The sequence below is a fragment of the Lysinibacillus sp. NPDC056959 genome (assembly GCF_042674095.1).
Lineage (GTDB): Bacteria > Bacillota > Bacilli > Bacillales_A > Planococcaceae > Lysinibacillus > Lysinibacillus zambalensis.
In genome coordinates, this window is record NZ_JBHURE010000009.1 from 34692 (window position 1) to 54712 (window position 20021).

24 protein-coding genes are annotated in these 20021 nt (G+C 34.0%); 13 read left to right on the plus strand and 11 right to left on the minus strand.

Annotated elements, in window-relative coordinates; all coding sequences use genetic code 11:
• Positions 1 to 14 precede the first annotated feature (14 nt).
• Entirely contained in the window at positions 15 to 1070 is a 1056-nt protein-coding gene (locus tag ACFTQ7_RS12590; RefSeq protein ID WP_386829059.1) for a FecCD family ABC transporter permease, read from the minus strand.
• Positions 1070 to 2071 carry a FecCD family ABC transporter permease gene (locus ACFTQ7_RS12595; protein ID WP_386829060.1) on the minus strand — a complete coding sequence of 334 codons (1002 nt, stop codon included), beginning with the start codon at positions 2069 to 2071 and terminating at the stop codon, positions 1070 to 1072. The genes ACFTQ7_RS12590 and ACFTQ7_RS12595 overlap by 1 nt, the downstream gene beginning before the upstream one ends.
• A 171-nt stretch (positions 2072 to 2242) precedes the next feature.
• On the opposite strand from ACFTQ7_RS12595, the gene ACFTQ7_RS12600 reads away from it, so the two are divergent.
• Entirely contained in the window at positions 2243 to 3223 is a 981-nt protein-coding gene (locus ACFTQ7_RS12600; RefSeq protein WP_349658334.1) for an ABC transporter substrate-binding protein, read from the plus strand.
• Between the two features lie 223 nt (positions 3224 to 3446).
• The gene (locus tag ACFTQ7_RS12605) at positions 3447 to 3737 is read left to right on the plus strand and encodes a DUF5316 domain-containing protein (RefSeq protein WP_386829061.1); all 291 of its coding nucleotides are present in this window, start codon (positions 3447 to 3449) and stop codon (positions 3735 to 3737) included.
• A 245-nt stretch (positions 3738 to 3982) separates the two neighbouring features.
• On the opposite strand, the gene yjcZ is transcribed toward ACFTQ7_RS12605, so the two are convergent.
• The 5 genes from yjcZ to ACFTQ7_RS12630 all read right to left on the minus strand — a co-directional run bounded on the left by yjcZ (position 3983) and on the right by ACFTQ7_RS12630 (position 6759).
• Positions 3983 to 4183, minus strand: coding sequence for a sporulation protein YjcZ (yjcZ, locus tag ACFTQ7_RS12610; protein WP_386829063.1), 201 nt, complete (start codon positions 4181 to 4183; stop codon positions 3983 to 3985).
• Between the two features lie 682 nt (positions 4184 to 4865).
• The gene (locus tag ACFTQ7_RS12615; protein WP_386829065.1) at positions 4866 to 5072 is read right to left on the minus strand and encodes a hypothetical protein; all 207 of its coding nucleotides are present in this window, start codon (positions 5070 to 5072) and stop codon (positions 4866 to 4868) included.
• A 73-nt stretch (positions 5073 to 5145) separates the two neighbouring features.
• Positions 5146 to 5451, minus strand: coding sequence for a DUF3784 domain-containing protein (locus ACFTQ7_RS12620; RefSeq protein WP_386829067.1), 306 nt, complete (start codon positions 5449 to 5451; stop codon positions 5146 to 5148).
• Between the two features lie 476 nt (positions 5452 to 5927).
• A complete protein-coding gene (locus tag ACFTQ7_RS12625; RefSeq protein WP_386829069.1) occupies positions 5928 to 6116 on the minus strand; it encodes a hypothetical protein in 189 nt (62 codons plus the stop codon).
• Positions 6117 to 6297: 181 nt separating this feature from the next.
• Positions 6298 to 6759, minus strand: a complete 462-nt coding sequence (locus ACFTQ7_RS12630) for an NUDIX hydrolase (protein WP_386829071.1) — start codon at positions 6757 to 6759, stop codon at positions 6298 to 6300.
• Between the two features lie 311 nt (positions 6760 to 7070).
• Between ACFTQ7_RS12630 and ACFTQ7_RS12635 the strand changes: the two genes are divergently transcribed.
• The 6 genes from ACFTQ7_RS12635 (at position 7071) to ACFTQ7_RS12660 (ending at position 11145) form a co-directional block, all read left to right on the plus strand.
• A complete protein-coding gene (locus tag ACFTQ7_RS12635; protein ID WP_197142438.1) occupies positions 7071 to 7379 on the plus strand; it encodes a hypothetical protein in 309 nt (102 codons plus the stop codon).
• A 163-nt stretch (positions 7380 to 7542) separates the two neighbouring features.
• Positions 7543 to 7962, plus strand: a complete 420-nt coding sequence (locus tag ACFTQ7_RS12640; protein ID WP_386829073.1) for a hypothetical protein — start codon at positions 7543 to 7545, stop codon at positions 7960 to 7962.
• 182 nt (positions 7963 to 8144) lie between these two features.
• On the plus strand, positions 8145 to 9041 hold the full coding sequence (locus ACFTQ7_RS12645; protein WP_386829075.1) for a DnaD domain protein: 897 nt from the start codon (positions 8145 to 8147) through the stop codon (positions 9039 to 9041).
• Positions 9042 to 9254: 213 nt separating this feature from the next.
• Positions 9255 to 9815 (plus strand): GNAT family N-acetyltransferase, encoded by a 561-nt coding sequence (locus tag ACFTQ7_RS12650; protein ID WP_386829077.1) that lies wholly within the window; start codon positions 9255 to 9257, stop codon positions 9813 to 9815.
• A gap of 106 nt (positions 9816 to 9921) precedes the next feature.
• Positions 9922 to 10641 carry an MBL fold metallo-hydrolase gene (locus ACFTQ7_RS12655; protein WP_386829078.1) on the plus strand — a complete coding sequence of 240 codons (720 nt, stop codon included), beginning with the start codon at positions 9922 to 9924 and terminating at the stop codon, positions 10639 to 10641.
• A gap of 21 nt (positions 10642 to 10662) precedes the next feature.
• Complete coding sequence (locus tag ACFTQ7_RS12660; protein WP_386829080.1) at positions 10663 to 11145, plus strand: GNAT family N-acetyltransferase; 483 nt, start codon at positions 10663 to 10665, stop codon at positions 11143 to 11145.
• Between the two features lie 674 nt (positions 11146 to 11819).
• Here the strand turns inward: ACFTQ7_RS12660 and ACFTQ7_RS12665 are convergent.
• Positions 11820 to 12977 (minus strand): Ger(x)C family spore germination protein, encoded by a 1158-nt coding sequence (locus ACFTQ7_RS12665; protein WP_386829082.1) that lies wholly within the window; start codon positions 12975 to 12977, stop codon positions 11820 to 11822.
• Positions 12978 to 13199: 222 nt separating this feature from the next.
• The gene (locus ACFTQ7_RS12670; protein ID WP_386829084.1) at positions 13200 to 13604 is read right to left on the minus strand and encodes a VOC family protein; all 405 of its coding nucleotides are present in this window, start codon (positions 13602 to 13604) and stop codon (positions 13200 to 13202) included.
• A gap of 150 nt (positions 13605 to 13754) precedes the next feature.
• Between ACFTQ7_RS12670 and ACFTQ7_RS12675 the strand changes: the two genes are divergently transcribed.
• Entirely contained in the window at positions 13755 to 13940 is a 186-nt protein-coding gene (locus ACFTQ7_RS12675) for a hypothetical protein (RefSeq protein ID WP_386829085.1), read from the plus strand.
• A 178-nt stretch (positions 13941 to 14118) separates the two neighbouring features.
• Positions 14119 to 14766, plus strand: a complete 648-nt coding sequence (locus ACFTQ7_RS12680) for a pentapeptide repeat-containing protein (RefSeq protein ID WP_386829087.1) — start codon at positions 14119 to 14121, stop codon at positions 14764 to 14766.
• A gap of 578 nt (positions 14767 to 15344) precedes the next feature.
• Here the strand turns inward: ACFTQ7_RS12680 and ACFTQ7_RS12685 are convergent.
• Positions 15345 to 15962 carry a hypothetical protein gene (locus ACFTQ7_RS12685; RefSeq protein ID WP_386829088.1) on the minus strand — a complete coding sequence of 206 codons (618 nt, stop codon included), beginning with the start codon at positions 15960 to 15962 and terminating at the stop codon, positions 15345 to 15347.
• Between the two features lie 914 nt (positions 15963 to 16876).
• Between ACFTQ7_RS12685 and ACFTQ7_RS12690 the strand changes: the two genes are divergently transcribed.
• Complete coding sequence (locus ACFTQ7_RS12690; protein ID WP_386829090.1) at positions 16877 to 17590, plus strand: DUF2278 family protein; 714 nt, start codon at positions 16877 to 16879, stop codon at positions 17588 to 17590.
• A gap of 609 nt (positions 17591 to 18199) precedes the next feature.
• Positions 18200 to 18919: a peptidoglycan recognition protein family protein gene (locus ACFTQ7_RS12695; RefSeq protein WP_386829091.1), complete on the plus strand. Its 720-nt coding sequence runs from the start codon at positions 18200 to 18202 to the stop codon at positions 18917 to 18919.
• 41 nt (positions 18920 to 18960) lie between these two features.
• Here ACFTQ7_RS12695 and ACFTQ7_RS12700 read toward each other — a convergent pair whose 3' ends face one another.
• Positions 18961 to 19218: a hypothetical protein gene (locus ACFTQ7_RS12700; RefSeq protein ID WP_386829093.1), complete on the minus strand. Its 258-nt coding sequence runs from the start codon at positions 19216 to 19218 to the stop codon at positions 18961 to 18963.
• A gap of 442 nt (positions 19219 to 19660) precedes the next feature.
• Between ACFTQ7_RS12700 and ACFTQ7_RS12705 the strand changes: the two genes are divergently transcribed.
• Entirely contained in the window at positions 19661 to 19966 is a 306-nt protein-coding gene (locus tag ACFTQ7_RS12705; protein ID WP_386829094.1) for a hypothetical protein, read from the plus strand.
• Positions 19967 to 20021: the final 55 nt, after the last annotated feature.

Below are 20021 nucleotides of genomic sequence, written 5' to 3' on the forward strand. Positions count from 1 at the left end.
GAAATTTGACTCCTTTATTTTCTAGGGTTTCTAAATAATAAATAGATGAAATAAGGAGCACCAATGGCAGCCGTAAACACACCCGCTGGTACTTCTAAAGGACTAAATGCTGTTCGTCCGATAATATCTGCAACCATTACAAGTAATGCGCCAATTGCAGCAGATGTAGGAATTAATACACCGAATGAAGGCCCTACAATGCGTCTCGCAATATGTGGTGCCATTAAGCCGACAAATCCTATCGCTCCTGCAAACGCAATCGCACTAGCAACTAGACTTGAGCTCAAAATTATTAGAAAGAGTCTTGCCTTTTGTACAGACTGTCCTAAACTAGCTGCCGTATCATCGCCCAATTCTTGAACATTTAACTGTCGGGTAATAAAAAATGTTATCAGTAGTAGAACTAGTATTAAGGGAACTACAATTTGAACTTGATTCCAATCAGCACTTTTGACGCTCCCTGTAATCCACTTATTGGCTTCACTAGCTTGATAGATGGGACCAATAATCATTAACATCGTCGTAATGGCCTGCATAAATGCAGAGACTCCGATACCAATTAACACAAGACGGGTCGGTGTCACACCATCTTTCCAAGCAAATACGTAAACAATAAGTCCAACAATGGTTGCTCCGATAAAACCTGCGAGGGGTAACCATTCAATACTAACTGTTAAAGAATGATTGGAATCACTAAACATTGCTAAAAAACCTACGACTGCCGCTCCGCCACCTGCAGAAATACCGATAATATCAGGGGAGGCTAGTGGGTTTTTAATAATTCCTTGTAATATAGCGCCCGCCACTGCTAAAGCCATTCCAGCAAAAGCAGCAAGAAAAATTCTTGGCATTCTGAAATCAACAATAATTAATTGATCGAACTCAGAACCGTAGCCGAACAAAGTTTGGATCACCGTAAAAGGATTTATAAACGAATCACCAAATGAGGCACTAAAGAAAAAAACGGCTAGTGTCATGATGCTAATAAACGTAAGTTTTTTAGAAGCTTTAACATCAAGTAAAAACGAGATTTTATTTTGTAGTAAACGTACTGTTTTTAACTGTTTCATTATTTTTTTCCACCTTTTCGCGCAAGGTAAATAAAGAATGGGGTACCAATCATCGCTGTCATTACTCCTACTGGTACTTCTTGAGGCATAATGATATAGCGGGCTGCCACATCGGCTATTAGTAAAAGAATACCACCTAATAGTGCAGCCATTGGAATGAGCCAACGATGATCTGTGCCAACAAACTTCCGCGCAAAATGGGGTACCACAATTCCAACAAACCCTATAGGACCAGCTATCGCAACTGAACCACCTGCTAATAAAATGACAATAATACCTACCATCAACTTCATCAATCCTAAAGGTAATCCTAGGCCTCTCGCTACATCGTCCCCAAGAGCAAGTATATTCATTTTAGATGAGATTAATAGAGCACCAATCCATCCAATCACTAAATAAGGTATTACAGATAATAGAATTTCAAACTTTCTGCCTTGCACGGAACCAGCTAACCAAAACAATACTTGTTCGAGTGCTGCTTCGTTTGTTGCAAGTAATCCTTGCGTAAAAGAAGCAAATAATGCACTAATAGCGGCACCTGCTAACGTTATTTTGACTGGCGTTACCGCGTCTCGTCCAGTCGAGCTAATAGCATAAACAGATAGAGCGGCTATTGCAGCACCTAAAAATGCAATCCATGCAAAGGCTTGTAAACTTGACACATGGAAGAAAATCATAGCAAATACGACCGCAAAGCCAGCTCCAGCATTAATTCCTAATATTCCTGGTGATGCTAAAGGATTTTTCGTCAACGTCTGCATGAGCACGCCTGTAATAGCTAAGGAAGCACCTACACAAGTAGCGATAAGAGCTCTTGGAATACGGACATTTTGAATAATAATATGTTCGTTAGAATGATTAAACTGTGTAAAAGAGTCAATAGTCGTTTGGATGGACGTATTTGCATAGCCGTATACGATACTTATTCCGATACAAAGAAGTAGGAGTAATGTTCCTACAATTAAAGCAATTGTTTTTGAAAAATTATTTTTTAAAATCATATAAAGTTGTACTCTTCTTTCAATAGAATGTGCTTGCATATTAGTAAAAAAATTATTGACAATGATAGATTCTTACAATATGCTTAATTTCGTTCTCAAGTAGATGAAAGTGATTCTCATTATCGTTAAATCTGCTTAAACATTCTATCATATACATTGGGGGAAGAAAAGATGCAAAAGGCATTTCAAAAACTACTAGTTTTGCTTGCTGTTGTCGCTGTATTTGTTTTAGCTGCATGCGGCAATAACAAGGAAAACACGAAAGAAGAAAGTTCAACTAAGAGTAATGCTTATAGTGTCGAACATGCAATGGGGACAACTGAAGTTAAAGACACACCAAAACGAGTTGTCGTTTTAACAAACGAAGGAACAGAAGCACTTCTTGCTCTAGGTATTAAACCAGTAGGTGCAGTACAAGCATTTTCAGGTAATCCTTGGTATGACCATTTAAAGGATCAGTTGGAAGGCGTAGAAGTTGTTGGGGTTGAGAGTGAAGTTAACATTGAAAAAATTGCTTCTTTAAAACCAGATTTAATCATTGGAAATAAAATAAGACAAGAAAAAGACTATGCAAAATTAAGCAAAATTGCTCCGACAGTCTTCGCAGAGACATTACGCGGTGATTGGCAAGACAACTTTAAACTTTATTCAAAAGCGGTAAATCAAGAAGCTAAAGGCGAAGAAGTTTTAAAAGCATATAATGATAAAGTTCAAGCTGTCAAAGAAAAGCTTGGCGATAAAACGAATCAAGAGGTGTCATTCGTACGCTTTATGGCTGATAAATCTCGAATCTACTATACAGATTCATTCTCAGGCGTTATTTTTGATTCATTAGGATTTAAACGTGTACCAGAACAAGCGGAACTATTTAAAGATAATGCGAAATTAGGAAAATTAGCTGTTGAGGTAGGAAAAGAAGTAATTCCTAAAATGGACGGAGATGTACTTTTCTACTTTACTTACATGCCAACAGGTGATGATACAGCATTAGCTACTGAAAAAGAATGGACAGAAGATCCACTTTGGAAAAACTTAAGTGCAGTACAAAAAGGGAATGTCCATAAAGTTGATGATGTAATTTGGAACACAGCTGGCGGCATCCTTGCAGCAGAAATTATGCTAGACCAAATTGAAGAAATTTTTGTTAAATAACAAAGATAACCTATATTATAAAACGCTATACTTTCATCGACGATGATGATTGTATAGTGTTTTTTATATACTCAATTCCTATGAGGTATCAGGCTCTACCCAAATTTGCAAGTCGCTTTATGTTCTCCGAATTATACATAGACCCTAGTTCGATAAAAAATTCACCTTATAGAGAAACAAAAGAGAGGAACTATGCGTAAAATAAAGGTAGGGGGGATTTAGGGTGAAATATTTGGGAATTGGTGTTTTCTTATCACTATGTAGTGTTTTCCTATCGAAGATTTTGTGGGGAATGGAAAAAATTTATGTAGTCCCAGGAGCAGTTGGCTGTATTTTTATTGTAATTTCAATGGTTTTTTCAGGGTCCATGGCTAGTGGGGATCGGATGAGGGCAAACTTTGCTACCGAAACTACAGAACATCGGGACGAACGGCATAAAATCACGATAAATTCCTTATACATTGCTTTACCAAATATTATTGTTGCGGTTTTATTTTATTATTTAAATAAATGATTAAGATTTTTGAGTACCTTACGTATAATGAAAAAAGCTTCTAATGAAGTTGAAATCAATAATAAAAGGTCACTCGGACAAAAGTGACCTTTTTTGATTTAACTGTAGTATGTTAGGCTGGTAAGTTATCCTACTATTACTATTGATGTTATTTAGCAATAGAGAGTATGGAATGATTGAATGTAACAATGATAATTAGCATTAACTTTTATTATTAAAAATCTGAATAGTAGTAAAAGACTTCATTAATAATTCATGAATGTTGCTCCGACAATAATTAAAAGAATAAAGAGGACAACAATTAGGGCGAATGCTGAGCCGCCGCCGTAACCACCGCCGCCACCGCAGCCGTAACCGCCGTAACCACCGTAACCACCGTAACCACCGCCGCCATATCCTCCATAACAGCCACAGTTACCATAATTTCCACCTTGGTAGTATCCCATAAAATATCCCTCCCTTCTACAATCTATAATATGTTCATGTGTAGAAAGGAGGGGAGGTATTCATCTAGATTTTACTCAATTTCGTTTGAAAAATAGGAAAATTGATCATGAGGAATTACTCCAGAAAAAGGAACACCAACGCTAAAGGTTCCTCGGATTTTTGAGTTTTTTTAGAAAGTAGAGCACGTTACTTATGACATTTTGAGAAAAAATCATTTTTATAGAATAATAAAATTGAAACCATTACAAATTTCAATCGTATATAATAAGGAAGATTTTTGGAGGTGAATGTACTATGCCATTTATTGGATGGGCCATACTTACTTTTTCAATTGTATGTTACTTACCTTTTTTTATATGGCTTTCTGCTAGTTATCTTAGAAATGGGGATCAATCAAAAAGAAAAAATAACTATTGGTTATTCTTAATGATAGCTGGATTATTAAATTCATTGAATTTATTTTTGTTTAAGATGAAAGATACATATATCTTGGCAGTAATAGTCATTATCATTTTATTATCGAGCTTATACATGTTCTTCATCGTTCGGCAAGATAAAAGAAAAGCGATGGAATGACTAACGAAACGTTGGGAAAATTTGTTGCTCCAGTACATAAAAAAAGTATCCCCTTGAATGTAGACTAATTCAAGGGGATAAATATAAAATCTAGAAAGTTCTTCGCTATCTAGAGGATTCGATTTTACCTCTGCTTTTTAAAATTGCTTCTGTTCTAATACCCGCGTTGAAAACGGACACTATCATAATAAGGAAAAATAGAATTTGAATGAACCTATCTGCTGTCCAATAGCCCAAATAATTCATAAATACAAAGATGACAAATAAAATAGCAGTAACAATGGGGGAACAAAGGCGTAATTTACGAGACATTACATATCCTCCTTTTTATGTTAAAGATCTATATTCTAAGGTTAACATAAAAAGAGCCTAAGAAAGACTCTTTTTAAAGTGGTTTATTCATTAATTGTTTCAGAACCAAAGTTGCTATTGTGCCTAGACATATACAAACGGCATAAATAATACCGCTAATGATACCAAAAAAATCTAAACCAAAAGGTAAAAGAAAAGTAGCAATACCTACTATGTATGAGAATAGCCCAAATAGCTTAGCTAGTTTATTTTTATCCCCAAAAAAGCTTTCTTCTTGGTAACCCGCAATAAGCCACAGTTTCTTTTTTATATGGGTAAGATAACCCATGAAAACAAAGATTAAAGAAAGAACTATACATATGATATAGCCAGCAATCATTTTCGCTACCTCACTTATTTTAGGACTAGTAAATATACGAATAAAACAAAAATAGGTTTTCCAAATTATTACTGGAGGTAATCTGTTTCGAAGGTATTTCATCATAATAAACTGTGATGACTCTCACTAAATTTGAAAATGCTTATATATTTATCAGTATAAGTATAAAAATATTAGGGGAATTAAAATAACAATGAAAGAGAAGTAAAAAAGGGTCACTCGAACCAAAGTGACCCTAAACCACAAACTAGGAGGGCAAAGCTAAGTTAGCTTTACACTACTATTAATATGATTTGGTAGCTATGTTTGTATAGTGAAATGCCTCTGAATTAGATTAAAAAATTAAGTCTATAGATGATGTTTAAAAATTGTGTTTTCATCACTTTTTTCTACATGATTTCCTTATTAATTTTAAGGCGATACAAGTAATAAGCATAGCAGGTAAAATAAAGAGCTATAAGACTGAAAAAAGAAACCTAGTTCATATAACCAAACATCGCTAGTGCTAGAAGACTGAAGCCGAATAAATTAATCATCAAATCAAATGCTTTTGATTTGGCATTTTGACTTAAGTCAATATTTCTTTCATCTTTTTCCTCAATAAGTTGTTCCTTTGTTTTATTCTTTTCATCTAGCAATTTAGTAAAGCCCATACCTAATAGCATGACTCCGCAAAATCCAACAGTTGATAGATGAGGTATTTAAAGAGGGGGGCCCTTCTTCTAACAAAACATTTGAAGACATAAAAAAGGCTCCCGGCCTAAATATTTCGACCAGGAGTGAGCCATTTCACACAAAACTATTTTTACATATAAGAAGGTTTGCTACGTAAAGCCGCTTGTAATACTACATTTGAAAATTCATGGTCATTGATAACATAAGGTACTTCGTCCGGCTCAACCCAAATGCGCGAATCGTTTCATGTTCTCGAAGAAACGGGAGACAGTCTTGAACTTCCATACAATAAAACATTTGATAACCGATTAACGGGTACTTTCCATCAGCTTTGAATAAAGGATTCTCTTCGTGGCTGACTTCAATTGCTCCTATATAGTTGATAGAACCCTTTACATAGCCTTCTTCAAATGCCTCTCTATGAAATGCTTCTTCAGGTGATTCTCCATTTTCTATATGACCGCCAGGAAAGTTAAATCCTCGCCCGTCTACAAGAACTAACAAAACATACCCATTATAAAAACAAACTCCGTGTACACTTGTTACTTTCCTGTAATCGTGAATATTTTTATTTGGGTACCACGTCAGTTTAAGATAATGTCCGCCCCAGTCCACGTAGGTTTGGTTGTTCATATGTTGCCTCCTTTTTATTTAGGAACTCATTATATGTCCATTTTAGTTAATGAAAATATATATGTATAATCCTTTAATAAAAAAATACAAGTTTTAAGGGGCCAATCTGGAAATAAAGCGCAAAAGCTGGCGAGTGAGGCTGGGGGTTCATTAACTAAACAAAATACAAAAAGAGTCACATTTAACTAGGTGTGGCTTTTTCTTATGCATCTAATAGCTATAAAAAGAAACAATGAAAGTCATCTTAATGCCAGATCACTAAGGTGCAGCGATATTTGACATCAACTATACGCAATGAAAGAGGTGATACTATGCAAATAACAAATGGTAAATGGATTTTTGATTCTGAAGTGATCGATGAAGTTGCGAACAAAATACAACGAGATGAGCAGGAGCGAGAGATGGTAAATGCTTTTGCTCGCTATGCCTACCTTCGATACAAGCAGATTCGAGATAGTGTAAATCCTCGTAAATGTAGATATATGAGGATTGATCAAGTGCGTGAACAATTAAAATCACCAGCGAAGCTACGAATAGTGAGCAGTCGATTTTCTATTTCAGAAGAAGAAGTTGTTTATATCGTAGATTTTGTGAAAAAGTATTTGAAGTATGTTAAATAAATCAAAATCTCCCGGTCATAAAAATTAACCCGGGAGATTTTCTTTGTTTGTTGATTTTGATGTTGTAGCCTCTTAGGTTTGTTAAAAAGGTCGAAAGGATATCATTTCTCATCTCTCCACACTATATAGTATGATAAAGTGTAGAATTAAGGAGCGTGAGAATATGAGATTCATTAAATTCCTTCTAGTTATTGTCATTGTCCTCGGTGCCATTGGTTATGGGGTTTATCATTATGGTGTGAAGTTTGCATCCGAAAAAGTCGTTGATACAATTTCTTCAGAATTAGAGGAAAGTGGTCAAATGGATGAAATTAAAACTACGATTGAAAGCGACCCTCAATTAAAATCATTTATGGAAGAGGCCAAAACTGCAGATAGTAGCAAGTTACCGTTTACAACTAAAGAAGAGGCGACAAAAGTAATCATTCAAAAAGTGGGCATTTCGGAGCTTAATAATATAAGAACAAAAGTACAAAATGGTTCAATGACGAAAGAACAAATCATTCAAGAGATGGAAGGTAAATTAACAGACGAAGAAATTTTGGCACTAAAAGTAATCGTCTATAAAGAATTATATAAATAAAACGTTTACAGACTATAAAAAATAAAGATACAGGACATGCCATTGTAGCGTGTCCTATTTTTTTGCTTTCTAAAGTGATTTTAATGAAAATATTTGTCCCTTATTTTGTGAAACAACTGTATATAAATGAGAGAGGAATCTCATTTTTTTATTTACCCAAAGAATTTACAAGGAGGGGCATCATGGCAATATTTAGGGTTCGCAAAAAGGAGAATTTTGTTGTGTTAGACAAAGGATTTTTGAATGACATTCGTTTAAGCTGGAAAGCAAAGGGGTTGCTTGCTTATATGTTGTCTTTGCCAGATGATTGGTCATTTAGTATTTCTAATTTAGCCACTCATAGCAAATGCAGTCGTGAATCCACGGCTAACACTATAAAGGAGTTAATGAAAGCGGGCTATATTCATAAGATGCAAGCTAGAACAAACCACGGGAAATTCGGGAAATTGGAGTTGTTCGTGTTCGAAACACCAAGAACTGAACCGTATAGTAAAAAGCCGATAACGGTTAATCCGTCTCCGGAAAAACCGATAACGGATAAACCTCCACTACTAAGTAATAATAAATCATTAAATAATAATGTACTAAATAAAAATAATGATGATGATAGAAGGGGGCATATCACTGGTGAAAACCTTCAAAAAACACAAACGGCATTCGAGTTTTATGAGCAAAATGGCTTTGGTTCTCTAGTCGCTTATGTCACTAACAAAATCGATCATTGGATTGATGATCTGTCAGAGGACCTTGTTATACATGCTATGAAGTTAGCGGTGGAAAACAATGTGCTTCGTTGGAATTACGTAGAAAAGATTCTTCAAGATTGGAGTAATAAGAAGGTGACATCCATTGAGGAAGTAGAAGCGGACAATCTACAATTTGCAGCTCAAAAACAACAACGACAAAATCATACTAATCGATCTACTCATCAAAAATATAAAGAGATAGTCCCCGAATGGTTCCATCAACGTCGTCAAAATGACAGTGAGATAGAAGTAACTCAAGCTATTGACTTTGAAGCTGAACGTCAGAAAATTTTGGAAACATTTAAGAACATAACAGGAGAGCAAGGTAAATAATATATTAAACTAGGTTTATAAGTAGACAATTTTTTTAGCTAACTATCTTGGCCCTAAAATTAATGTAGTGAAATGATAATCTATACTTTTTAGTAACGAGGGACCTTACTCAAATTCCTATTGAGCAGGTCCTCTAATATATCAGTGAATACCTTATATTGCTTAATATGGTACTATAAAATAGGAGTTTACTAGACGCAAAGGGGCATACTTATGAACGCACATTTCAACTTTACGGATTTCCCCGTATTAGCAACAGAACGTTTCATATTACGAAAAGCACAGGAAAGTGATTGTTTTGATCTTTTGGAGCTTTATTCAACTGAAAGTGTTGTGAAATACATACCATTGGAACCTTTTAATTCAGTGGAAGATTCAAAAAATGAAATGAATTGGTATGAAAAGATTTACGAAGACCAGAGTGGCTTACGATGGCTTATAGAAGAACCTACAACTAAAAAAGTAATCGGAACATGTGGTTTTTTAAATTATGAAAAGGCTCATAATCGTATAGAGATTGGTTATGATTTAATTCCTTCTTACTGGGGGAAGGGCATAATGAAGGAGACATTAAGTAGTATCATTCATTTTGCTTTTACTAAGATGAACATGAATAAAATAGAAGCAAAAGTCGATCCAGAAAATAAATTATCCATTAAATTATTGGAAAAATTAAATTTTTATCAAGAAGGTATATTAAGAGAGCATGAATTTGAAAAAGGAAAGTATGTAGATTTAATTAATTTTTCCATTTTGAAAAGGGATTATTTGTAATTTATAGTTCTGTTGATCTAAATTTTACAGTAAAGCCTCAAGTATGGACTACTTACTTGAGGTGAAAATTTAGCTTTAATCTTGATGGAAATGGGGTGCTCGCATTATGTTGAAATTTATTGGCTCTGGAAGTGCGTTTAATACGAAATTAGGTAATAATTCAGCTTATTTTAAAGCAGGGAATCAGATGTTGCTGATTGATTGTGGTAGCAATATTTTTCACCGCATTAAGGAAAATAATTTACTGGAAGGTATAGAACACATCCATGTATTGATCACGCATACTCATGCAGACCATGTTGGAAGCCTTGCTGATTTTATATTTTATAGCTATTATTGCCATGGCGAAATGGCAAAACCGAATGTTTCTGTTTATGCCGTTCATGATGTGAAAATTGAAGAATTGTTGACCATGAATGGTATTAACCCAGAAGTTCATTGTTTAACAAAAATATTTCAATCAGATACACAGTACTCATTAAATTTCTGTAACGTACTATTCGAAAGATCTAGTCATGTTAAAGAGATCCCTTCTTATTCCATTGAATTATGTATAGATGACAAACTTATCTATTATACGGGAGATACAAATAGCCTAAAAGCATCTTTAGGAACTCCACATAAATCGGATAAGGTCTACGATTATGTTTATGTTGATACTTGTAAAGCTGATTATGAAGGCAATGTACATTTATCATTACGAAAACTTAGCGAGTTGGTTCGTCCTGATTTACGTCCAATATTTTGGTGTATGCATTTAGATGAGAGTTTTGACCGTCAAGAAGCTGAAAGGTTAGGGTTTAATGTTGTAAAGAACGAGTTTTAAGAAAAAAGGGGGGAGCGATTTATGGAAATTGATTTATTAGTAAATCAGCCACAGCATATAGAAGATGTTGCAAAAATGGTCTACAAGGAATTTGTAGTACCAACTAGCAGTAAAAAGACATATGAAGAAGTTGTCGAATTTTTCAAAAGAACATATGTAAATAAATTTCCAATTACTTTTATAGCAAATGTAGATGGCCAATGTGTAGGAACAGTATCTGTATTTGAAAATGATTGGAAAGAAAGACCCCAATTTAAACCTTGGTTAGCATCTTTATTTGTTGAACCTTCATATCGAAGTCAAAAAATAGGTTTTTATTTAATCAATGCTTTGCTAGAACATATGAAAAAAATAGGTTATACAAAAGTATTTTTAAAAACAGAAAATGCTGCAGTTTATTATGAAAAAAGAGGTTGGGAGCGTATTGAAACAGTATTAGGTGAACAAGGCGACCGTATCGATATTTTTATATATACACTATTGAATGATGAGAACAATTATTAAAAAGTTATCCTTCAAATTAAACTACTTTATCATGTTCTTGTTCGCAGAAAGCAACCCATAGAAGAAGTCAGCGTTTTTTACTGTATGAAAGTGGCTAAAAATGGTTTGTCATCACTTCTGATGAAAAATTGAATTGATTTCAGAAAGGGGGAGAGAAGAATGGGATTTTTAATTCTAATAATGGGATTAATCTTTTTAGGGGTGGTCATCAACATCTTGAAAAAGGAATCGTCAAATCATGATCAATCAGTAAAAAGTCATTCCAATCATTCGGGTACCCATGTTGATTATAGTTCAACAAGTACATTTGTCTCCGCAGAAAATTCAAATACACACAATTGCTCTGACAGTGCTTCTAGTTTCAATGATACGTCTAGTTGCAGTGATAGTGGTTCATCGTCGGATTAAGGTGTTGTAAAAATGGTCCTTCCACATCAGCATTCTGCATAATAATTTAAGGCATGCATATTTTTTGTCATCAATTAGTTTGCTTTACAACATAAAAAGCTGTAGCGTATGACAACGCTACAGCACAGAATTGGTCTTGCCCTAATAATGGCTTAGCCATTAACAGCATTATAACATAACGTATGATTAATCAAAGTTTTAATGAGAATATATTTCAGTGAATTGAATATAACGTTGGATAGTTGACACAATTGTGATTTAAAAAGCTATTCTTTTATTGTTTCATCAAAACTTTTTCGGCCAGGATTCACTTTATTTACGGTTATATTTAATTTACTTATTGTATCTTTTGTTAAAGGTATCTTGCCATCCTTGTGTATTTTTTTCCACATTTTCACGTCTTTTCGGTATAGCTGCTCGGATAAGCGGAAAACATCAACATCTATGTTTAAGCTCTCTTCATATGTTTTTGTAATATCTGTTTTAACAGCCTTAATAATACCTTTTCTTATTTGGTCGGTGTTTATCTTTCCTTTGAAACCATTAATGATCGCATTGAATTTTATATCAACTTCAAATGTTACTTCATTGTTTTTTACAATTGGTTTTATATCTGTACTTAATTTTTCTAAATCGACTGTTAAGTATTCTTTTTCTTTATTGTCTAATTTAAAGGTTACTTCTCCACGAGTTTTTTTATGAAACATCCATTGAATACCTCTTGCATCCCCGTTATCTAGATAGCCTTTAAATCCATCTTTTGAAATTACTCCAACACCTGTTAATTCAGTTTCCTTAGTTGGCTCTTCGGTCGTCTCCCAACTTTTGCTAATTGAGACAAGTGGTATATTCACCTCATGACCCGGTTCATTTAACGCGATGACTAGATTTCGTAAATCAACGGGCTCTACATATGTTTCAATTTCTTTTGTATGCAATGGATTGCTTAGTTTTGAAGCTGTTAGTGATTTATTTAATAACGGTGTGATTAAAAAAATATCTTTAATAGGTTCTTTTGTAATATAAGTTAATATTTGATATCTTGTTTCTCGATGGCGTAAAAAACTGTCAATAATAGCAATGCCTTTCTCACTTTTTAATGCATTCTCTGAAAAAAGAAGGTAAGTCAAATGTCCCCAAAATACTTCTTGGTCAATGGAGCGATATAATTTAAAAAAGGCTTCTTCCATCGTTTTTCCTTTAGCGTACCCTATCTCTGATTGTGGTCCTTGAGGACTAGGTCCTTCAGATTTAGCTACATTAGCAAAATTGATGATTTGCATATATATTTCATATTGACCATCTTTAAAATCGACGCCAATACCGTCAACATAGTACATTCTTTGTGGTTCAGAGACATCCCAGCAACCTGAAAGCAATAGTACTGCAGTTAAACTGACAAGTAACGTAATTTTTTTTTTCATTTTTTGATCCCTACTTTTAGAAATTCCTGTGTAATTTTGAGGACTTAAGAAGTTATGTTTATAGTTTGGACAAAAAATAAGAGGATTATAAGCAGTGAAAAACGTAGGATAGCTGCAATTAGTCATTAATATAAAAGTCCAGGACTCATTTGTATAATGATACCTGGGCATGTGTGGAAAAAATTTTATCGTGCAATAACGAAAAAAAGTAAAGAGTGATGGTTATATTCCTTTATGATCGCGAATTTCTATAATAGTTCCTTCAGGTGCTTTTAATTTACAAAGCTGACCATTTTCAACTTTATAAATAATTTCACCATTTTTACGAATAAAATGAACGTTCATTTCCTTTAATCGTTCTACTTCTTGAAGTAGATTATCAACCCATAAACAAAAATGTACAATACCTTGAGTATTTGAATTACATGCTTCAAGTTCTTCATCAAATTTCCCGGTTTGGAGTTCTATATAAAAGGTTCCAAGCTTTAACCATGTATTGAAATGTCTATCGTGGAAATTCGGCGACTCCTGTACTAGTTCAAAACCTACTACATCTGTGTAAAAATTTAAAGATTCTGCATATGTATTTGTTTGGATGCAAATGTGATGCACATATTTTTCAACCATAAAGTATTTCTCCTTTTATTGAAGCTGCTTTATCAATGAGCTATTGCTAAATTATACCAAAATTGCTGATTACTGAAGAAATAGCGTAACATTTAGCTTTCATTCGTACAAGTATAATTTGCGACAAAATGGATAATTTATATAGCGGAGGTGATAATTTTGACAAACAAAGAGCGCAAAACAAGTGAAGAAGAACAAGTAGAATTTGGAGCAGATTTAAGCCCTGACGATTTAGATGTGCGTGAAGAAAATGAATTAACTAAAGAGCAAATGGACAATGCAAATCAAGAAAAACAACAAAACGTAAACACTTCCCAAAAACGGTATAAAAAATAAAGAAGATGCATATAATTTTCTACCACAATCTTTTGGTTGTGGTAATTTTGCATACATTCATATACATAGCTGGGGAAAACTTATTTGTTAATTAACAAAACTCCTTTAAAATCAATAGTAAAGAATTGGAGAGGGGATAAAATAAGAATCACAATTAAAGTAAGAAAGGATAAAAAGAATGACGACTAAATTTAAAATTGAACGCCCGCTTATTCCGAATGATTTGCCTCAAGGAACCTTTGAAGACGTTTTTTATGATGAAGAACCTTATCTATCGCATCAATTGATTACGAATACAAGTAGAGAGAATGATAGTATTGACCGTTTAATTGTATCCAAAGTACTGTTTCAAAAAGTATCTTTGATTCACTCGAATTTCAATAAAATTGATATGACGGATGTAATCTTTGAAAACTGTGACTTATCTAACTCAACATTTAACGAAGGGATTATCCATCGAGTTACGTTTAAAAACTGCAAACTGTTAGGTGTTGATTTCTCAGAGGCCCATTTAGGAAACGTTTCTTTTGAAGGGTGTATCATGAATTTATGTAACTTTGGCCTAGCAAGATTTAAACAAATTTGTTTTGATCAGTCATCATTACGTAGTACAAGCTTTTACGACTGCCAATTTAAAAAAGTGAAATTTGAACACTGTAACATAGATGAAGTTGATTTTAGCGATACACCACTAAATAATGTGGATATTAGTACTTGTAAATTTGAACGATTAAATGTAACGATAAAAAATTTAAGTGGCTGTGTGATCTCTACTGAACAAGCGATTGGCTTTGCTGAATTGCTAGGTTTAAAGGTTAAACGATGATATCAAGCCTGGCCATTTGCAAGATCATAACATTAGGTATATTTCAAATAGCTTTTAAGAGTAAGCCTTTTACACATCTGTGAAGGGTTTTTTCTGACTGCCGAAATGAACGAAACTAAGTTCTTCAGTATTAATTGCATATGTATCAACGAAATTACACCAAACAAAATAGATTTATTTACGAGGGAGATGCTTGAATAAAAGCATCGCTATAGAATTTATTAACATGACAGTTTGCTATTTCTTTTCATACTTTTTACTATCCCATGCCCAATTTGCAAAAGCATAAAAGAGTACAAACAATAACGCAAAGAAAAAATTTTCAAGTAAAGACCAATTTCCATTTCTGAAATAATCCCAAATCGTTCTAAATGAAAACATTATTAAAAAACAAATGATATATATGTATTTTCTTTCAAACGGCATTTAAATCACCTCTGTATACATCATATGTATATATTAACATAAAAAAATACACAGCGTTTTTCATAGACATGAAATTCGAAAAGATGGAACAATAATGGCCACTCATATAAGAGTGACCTTCTTTTGTTATATTCTAGTACTCGCTTGTACTGTTAAATTTTATTCCAGATGACCATAAATTGTGCTGCTTCCGATTCGAGCGCAATTAGATGATCTTCAGTAGAAGGTTCTTCTGAAATTAATCGTCCTTTTTGGACGTTTAAAATTGCCGGTTTTATAGTAGGTGAATGCTCAATGGTGAATTCTGATTGGTTTAATAATGTCAAAGATGAACGGCATTTATTTTTATCAATTCGTTCGTCCTTCCCTTTGAAATATAACTTGATTAAGTGTGGAACACCATCAATCATTAATCCAAGTTCTGGTGATGAGCGAACAGTTAAATATTCGCTATACCAATTGGATTTGCCTGGTTCAAACCATTCAATTTCTTTATTTTTAATAAATTTTAAATGAGCTTTCACTGCTTCTAGGTAATTTTTTTGTCTTGTTTGAGAAGCCTTTTCAGCAAGATCAAGCAAGTAATCGTTACTAAATTTTTTCTCGTGAAATTTTCGGATACCATCCCGTAAAGGTTTCCAGTAATCAAAAGCAGGATTGTATTCATCTTGATATTTTATTTGTCTAACCATTGAGGTTTTACCAGTAACGCCTTTGAAAGTAAAGTCTGTAAATTGTGTAAGACCGATAGATACTTTTTTTGAAGACATTCATAACAGCTCCTTTTACAAATTAAACGTCAAACCACTGTTTTCGCAACAATTCAAAGCCATTTATCAAAATGATGAAAGCCTAAAATACGCATCTGTTTTATATCTCTGGACAGAAAAAGGGGCGTAGCTACATGCTATATCGCTAAACACCGGACACGTAGCAGCAGTCAAGATGCTATGGAATGGAGATTTTATATGGTGGATTTCATGAAAATAATTGATCATAGAAGATTATAGTAGCGATTGAAAGAGTATATGACAGGATTCGTAGTTTAGAAGCATGTTAGTTAGAAAATTGATGACATGGGAGTGGAAAGGTCATTAATGGCCTGCAACAGTAAAAGGTGACGGAACGAGTGATCGTTTATGAGTGATATAAGTGATGGATCCAGAGGGGGCCGAGAGTGTAGGTTAACCATTATAAAATTGGTGTACTAATAATATTTCATACAGTCAATAAAAAAGCTGCCTAACAGTTACCTGTTAAACAGCACATGGATATTGTAAATATAAAACAAAAAACAGGAAAAATCAACAAATTTTTTGTTTTTTTTTGCTTCTGCTAACTGATTTAGCAAAGCTTGACTGGAAATGAATATTTTCACCAGTAAAAATGCCAGCCGCTGCGTCAACAATGCATAGCAGTCAAAGATCTCAAGAACAATGCACAACAAAGTGGGATGTGGACGTCGAAATTTGGCGTGAATAAATCATTGAAGTTCCATTTTTAGGAATGATAAAATAAGTGATATAGAGAGAATGAAACAAATGAGTTTAGTAACGTAACCATAAAAATGTCTGAAGAGACTAGGTTGTTCCATACAGCCACCATCTTTTATTTTGAAAAAAATAACCAGAAACTAAGTGAGCTAATATTGGAAAAAATCTATTAAATTGGAGGTTATAGTTCTATGCCATTATTCAAGTACGGAGTGTTAAAAGGTAAAGTTGTTGATGTGAGACCTGTGGATTCATTTGACAAAACCCCTCATTACCAAGTGCATATTCGGGCAACGAAAAAGGACAAAAACGAGGAGAATTATAGGATTGCAATCAATGTCGCCTCAAAGGTAAAGCCATCAGAAGTCCTGTATTTTGTGAGTGAAGATTTTAATTCGAGTCAAATTACCATTATCCCTAATTTCGAAGAAGGATTTACAGAGGTTACTAGTGAAAATCATGAAATTGCATTAGATTATATTCGTGGTGGTTTATTTGATCCGTCAAAAATGATTCCTCTCCCTGCAACAGAAAATGGACCAGACAATGACTTAAATGAAAAAGTGAATAAGTATATACAAGAGGCTATGACTAAAAAAGCTACCGTTTACGCTTACGGTGAAAAGTTTAAAAATGAAGATAAAGTAGATAAATATTTTGGCTTTTCTCCAGGTAGGGGCATTCATGATATTCATATGAATCAAGGGAATAGTAGGGATTTTAGGAAAGACGATGGGATATGGCAAGATGGTGGTGTCCTTATTCATTTTGAGGAGGAAAACAGATGGGTTGGTATATTCCTTGCTTTCCAATCGCAGTCTTGGTGTACAGATGACCATGGACATGCTACGAAGCCAGTTAGTGTATGTAACCATACTAATAGAAAATCAGCGATAGAAATTTAATACGAAGAACACGATAGATTGCCCGGGAACTCAATTAAATTTTGAGCCTGGGCTTTTTATATGTGCACAACATGTTTTGATTAAAAATTATGTTTTTAATGGTATTTGATAAAGATCGAATGGAGAGAGGCTATTCCTTTTCTACACGTTACGCCAAATGCTCATACTTTTTATATACCATACGAAAAGAAGTAAACGCAGCATAAGCTAGCGTTATTTTTTATGCCCTCCACAGATAATTGTGGAGGGATTTTATATTGCAAATAATAAAATAAAGTATGAGTTATGCGAGTGATTGAATGGTTACAATTTTTTTTAGAATCAGGTAGTTCAAAGTTAATAGATATATTTTAGCGTTAATTTTTGAGTGTCAGTATAATGTATTAAAATGATAAAGTTTGTTTTCTGAATATTTTGTAAATTAATGTTAGTTGTACTTGTTTATGCAATTCCTGTAGCACTTCTGTTGCCGGAACCGCTAGGGATTCGCACATTGTATAGATTGTTTTTTGGATTCTGAATCATTTTAAATTGACTAATGATGATAATTGTATAGATCCATTAATTGATTTTTCAAAGGCATAATCCAACGAGAGGAGAAATGAGAAAATGACTTATATTATAGAAAAACGCTTAATGTCCGCATTGCCGAACTTAGCTTTAACTGCAGTTAAATATGTTATTGCTCATGAATCTGGCAATCCGAATAATAATGGACCGAATGCTTTGGAAAATGAAATAGCTTTTATGAATCAAAATAAAGCCAATGCTTTTACTTCTCACTGGATAGGCGGTGGTGGACGGATCGTGCAAGTCGCACCAGTTAATCGCGTGCAATATGGCTGTGGTCCTAAAGGTAATCCGCTTAGCTATGCACAAGTAGAGTTGGCTCGAACAAATGACAAGGAACAATTTAAAAAGGATTACGCTGCTTATATTTGGTTACTAAGAGAACTTGCAAAAGATGCAGGTTTACCAATTGTACTTGATAGTAGTGGCAATGGTATTAAGTCGCATCGTTGGGTCACAGATACTTTAGGTGGTACAACGCATAGAGATCCATTTCCGTATTTACAAACTATGGGAATCACAGATGAACAATTCAAACTAGATATTAAAAATGGTTTGGATCAACAACAACCAGATAAGGATGATGACATAATGCAATTTACAAACGCAACTACAAAAGCAGCAGTTCGTGATTATATTAAACAATCTGTAGATAAAAAGCTAATTGATAAGTCATGGTTAGATAAATTTGACCAAGGAACTTTGACAGGTGGCGATTTTGAAGGACTAAAGATCATCATTAAACAGCGTGGTGGCTAACAGCAATGCCCAGGTACTCAATTAATTTTGAGCCTGGGCTTTTAAAAAAGGAAATAGACATAATCGTCTATTTCCTGTTCCATAGCTTTTAATTTTGCTTTATGTTTAGCTTTTGGAATCGAGTGAAACTGCTCGTATCGACACATACTACATGAGCAATGAATTTTACCTTTACTCAATCTGCCGCGTTCAGGCATGTATTCACTTTCTCTTAACATAACGTCTTTTAAAATGGTCCATTTCTTTCGAATAATTCGCTCTCTCTGATGGCGAATATAAGCTTTTGAACGATTTTTCATACATATCAGCTCCCTTGAGAAACCCAAGCTTGCATGGAGGTCAAAGGATGTAACGGCACTCCCTACAAGCTTGGTAGGTAGCTGATATATTGGATTAATTGATTCATAGGTTCATTCCTTTTTAAGAAAAAGCCGCAACGTTTTCACACGCTACAGCTTCGAATTGGTTATGCCCTTTGATGGTGTTCACGACATTATTATATCACAATACAGAAGGGAAACCTATGTTGAAAGGGCAAAAAAAGGTAACGAAAGAAAATTTATTGCAATGGACCTCTCTATTTACTTCCGTTTTAAGGAAATAACCTGTTTGGGGCAATAAAAATAACACTGGCTTATGCTACGTTTACTATGAAATTAAATACTTTGTAGATGGTCAAAAACTTGTTAAAGGTAATTCTCTCTTTTTGTCGAATTGAGTAGATGAAAGGAGAGGATTCCTGTGCAAGAAGTAAAAAGCAGTCAAGAAACCATCATTGCAGAAATCAGAGCGTACCAAGAATTTATCGATGAATGGGAACAAGAATTATTGAAGGTACAAGCTGATTTGGATAAAGGCAAAGAAAGAGTTTTGCTATTAAATGAATTAAAACAACGTGTTACACCTGGCTCAAGAACTGAAACCGTAAAGGCAAATATTGATATAGTTGTGGATGAAGTAGTAGAGCTTACTAAAAAAGAATCTCACTTAAGTGGGAATATTAAAACTTATCAAGAGTTTGTAAATGAATTAAATAAAATGCTTTAATATCAAGCCTTCCACAGATAATTGTGGAAGGCTTTTTTATGTAAAAGGAGTTTAC

Bases quoted from the DNA above. Each gene is read 5' to 3' on its own strand.
- ACFTQ7_RS12670 (WP_386829084.1), bottom strand. From the start codon at position 13,604: ATGGTTGAAAAATATGTGCATCACATTTGCATCCAAACAAATACATAT.
- ACFTQ7_RS12640 (WP_386829073.1), top strand. From the start codon at position 7,543: ATGAGATTCATTAAATTCCTTCTAGTTATTGTCATTGTCCTCGGTGCC.
- ACFTQ7_RS12660 (WP_386829080.1), top strand. From the start codon at position 10,663: ATGGAAATTGATTTATTAGTAAATCAGCCACAGCATATAGAAGATGTT.
- ACFTQ7_RS12595 (WP_386829060.1), bottom strand. From the start codon at position 2,071: ATGATTTTAAAAAATAATTTTTCAAAAACAATTGCTTTAATTGTAGGA.
- ACFTQ7_RS12690 (WP_386829090.1), top strand. From the start codon at position 16,877: ATGCCATTATTCAAGTACGGAGTGTTAAAAGGTAAAGTTGTTGATGTG.
- ACFTQ7_RS12655 (WP_386829078.1), top strand. From the start codon at position 9,922: ATGTTGAAATTTATTGGCTCTGGAAGTGCGTTTAATACGAAATTAGGT.
- ACFTQ7_RS12645 (WP_386829075.1), top strand. From the start codon at position 8,145: ATGGCAATATTTAGGGTTCGCAAAAAGGAGAATTTTGTTGTGTTAGAC.
- ACFTQ7_RS12590 (WP_386829059.1), bottom strand. From the start codon at position 1,070: ATGAAACAGTTAAAAACAGTACGTTTACTACAAAATAAAATCTCGTTT.
- ACFTQ7_RS12665 (WP_386829082.1), bottom strand. From the start codon at position 12,977: ATGAAAAAAAAAATTACGTTACTTGTCAGTTTAACTGCAGTACTATTG.
- yjcZ (WP_386829063.1), bottom strand. From the start codon at position 4,183: ATGGGATACTACCAAGGTGGAAATTATGGTAACTGTGGCTGTTATGGA.
- ACFTQ7_RS12680 (WP_386829087.1), top strand. From the start codon at position 14,119: ATGACGACTAAATTTAAAATTGAACGCCCGCTTATTCCGAATGATTTG.
- ACFTQ7_RS12620 (WP_386829067.1), bottom strand. From the start codon at position 5,451: ATGATTGCTGGCTATATCATATGTATAGTTCTTTCTTTAATCTTTGTT.
- ACFTQ7_RS12600 (WP_349658334.1), top strand. From the start codon at position 2,243: ATGCAAAAGGCATTTCAAAAACTACTAGTTTTGCTTGCTGTTGTCGCT.
- ACFTQ7_RS12635 (WP_197142438.1), top strand. From the start codon at position 7,071: ATGCAAATAACAAATGGTAAATGGATTTTTGATTCTGAAGTGATCGAT.
- ACFTQ7_RS12700 (WP_386829093.1), bottom strand. From the start codon at position 19,218: ATGAAAAATCGTTCAAAAGCTTATATTCGCCATCAGAGAGAGCGAATT.
- ACFTQ7_RS12625 (WP_386829069.1), bottom strand. From the start codon at position 6,116: ATGCTATTAGGTATGGGCTTTACTAAATTGCTAGATGAAAAGAATAAA.
- ACFTQ7_RS12685 (WP_386829088.1), bottom strand. From the start codon at position 15,962: ATGTCTTCAAAAAAAGTATCTATCGGTCTTACACAATTTACAGACTTT.
- ACFTQ7_RS12615 (WP_386829065.1), bottom strand. From the start codon at position 5,072: ATGTCTCGTAAATTACGCCTTTGTTCCCCCATTGTTACTGCTATTTTA.
- ACFTQ7_RS12630 (WP_386829071.1), bottom strand. From the start codon at position 6,759: ATGAACAACCAAACCTACGTGGACTGGGGCGGACATTATCTTAAACTG.
- ACFTQ7_RS12695 (WP_386829091.1), top strand. From the start codon at position 18,200: ATGACTTATATTATAGAAAAACGCTTAATGTCCGCATTGCCGAACTTA.
- ACFTQ7_RS12650 (WP_386829077.1), top strand. From the start codon at position 9,255: ATGAACGCACATTTCAACTTTACGGATTTCCCCGTATTAGCAACAGAA.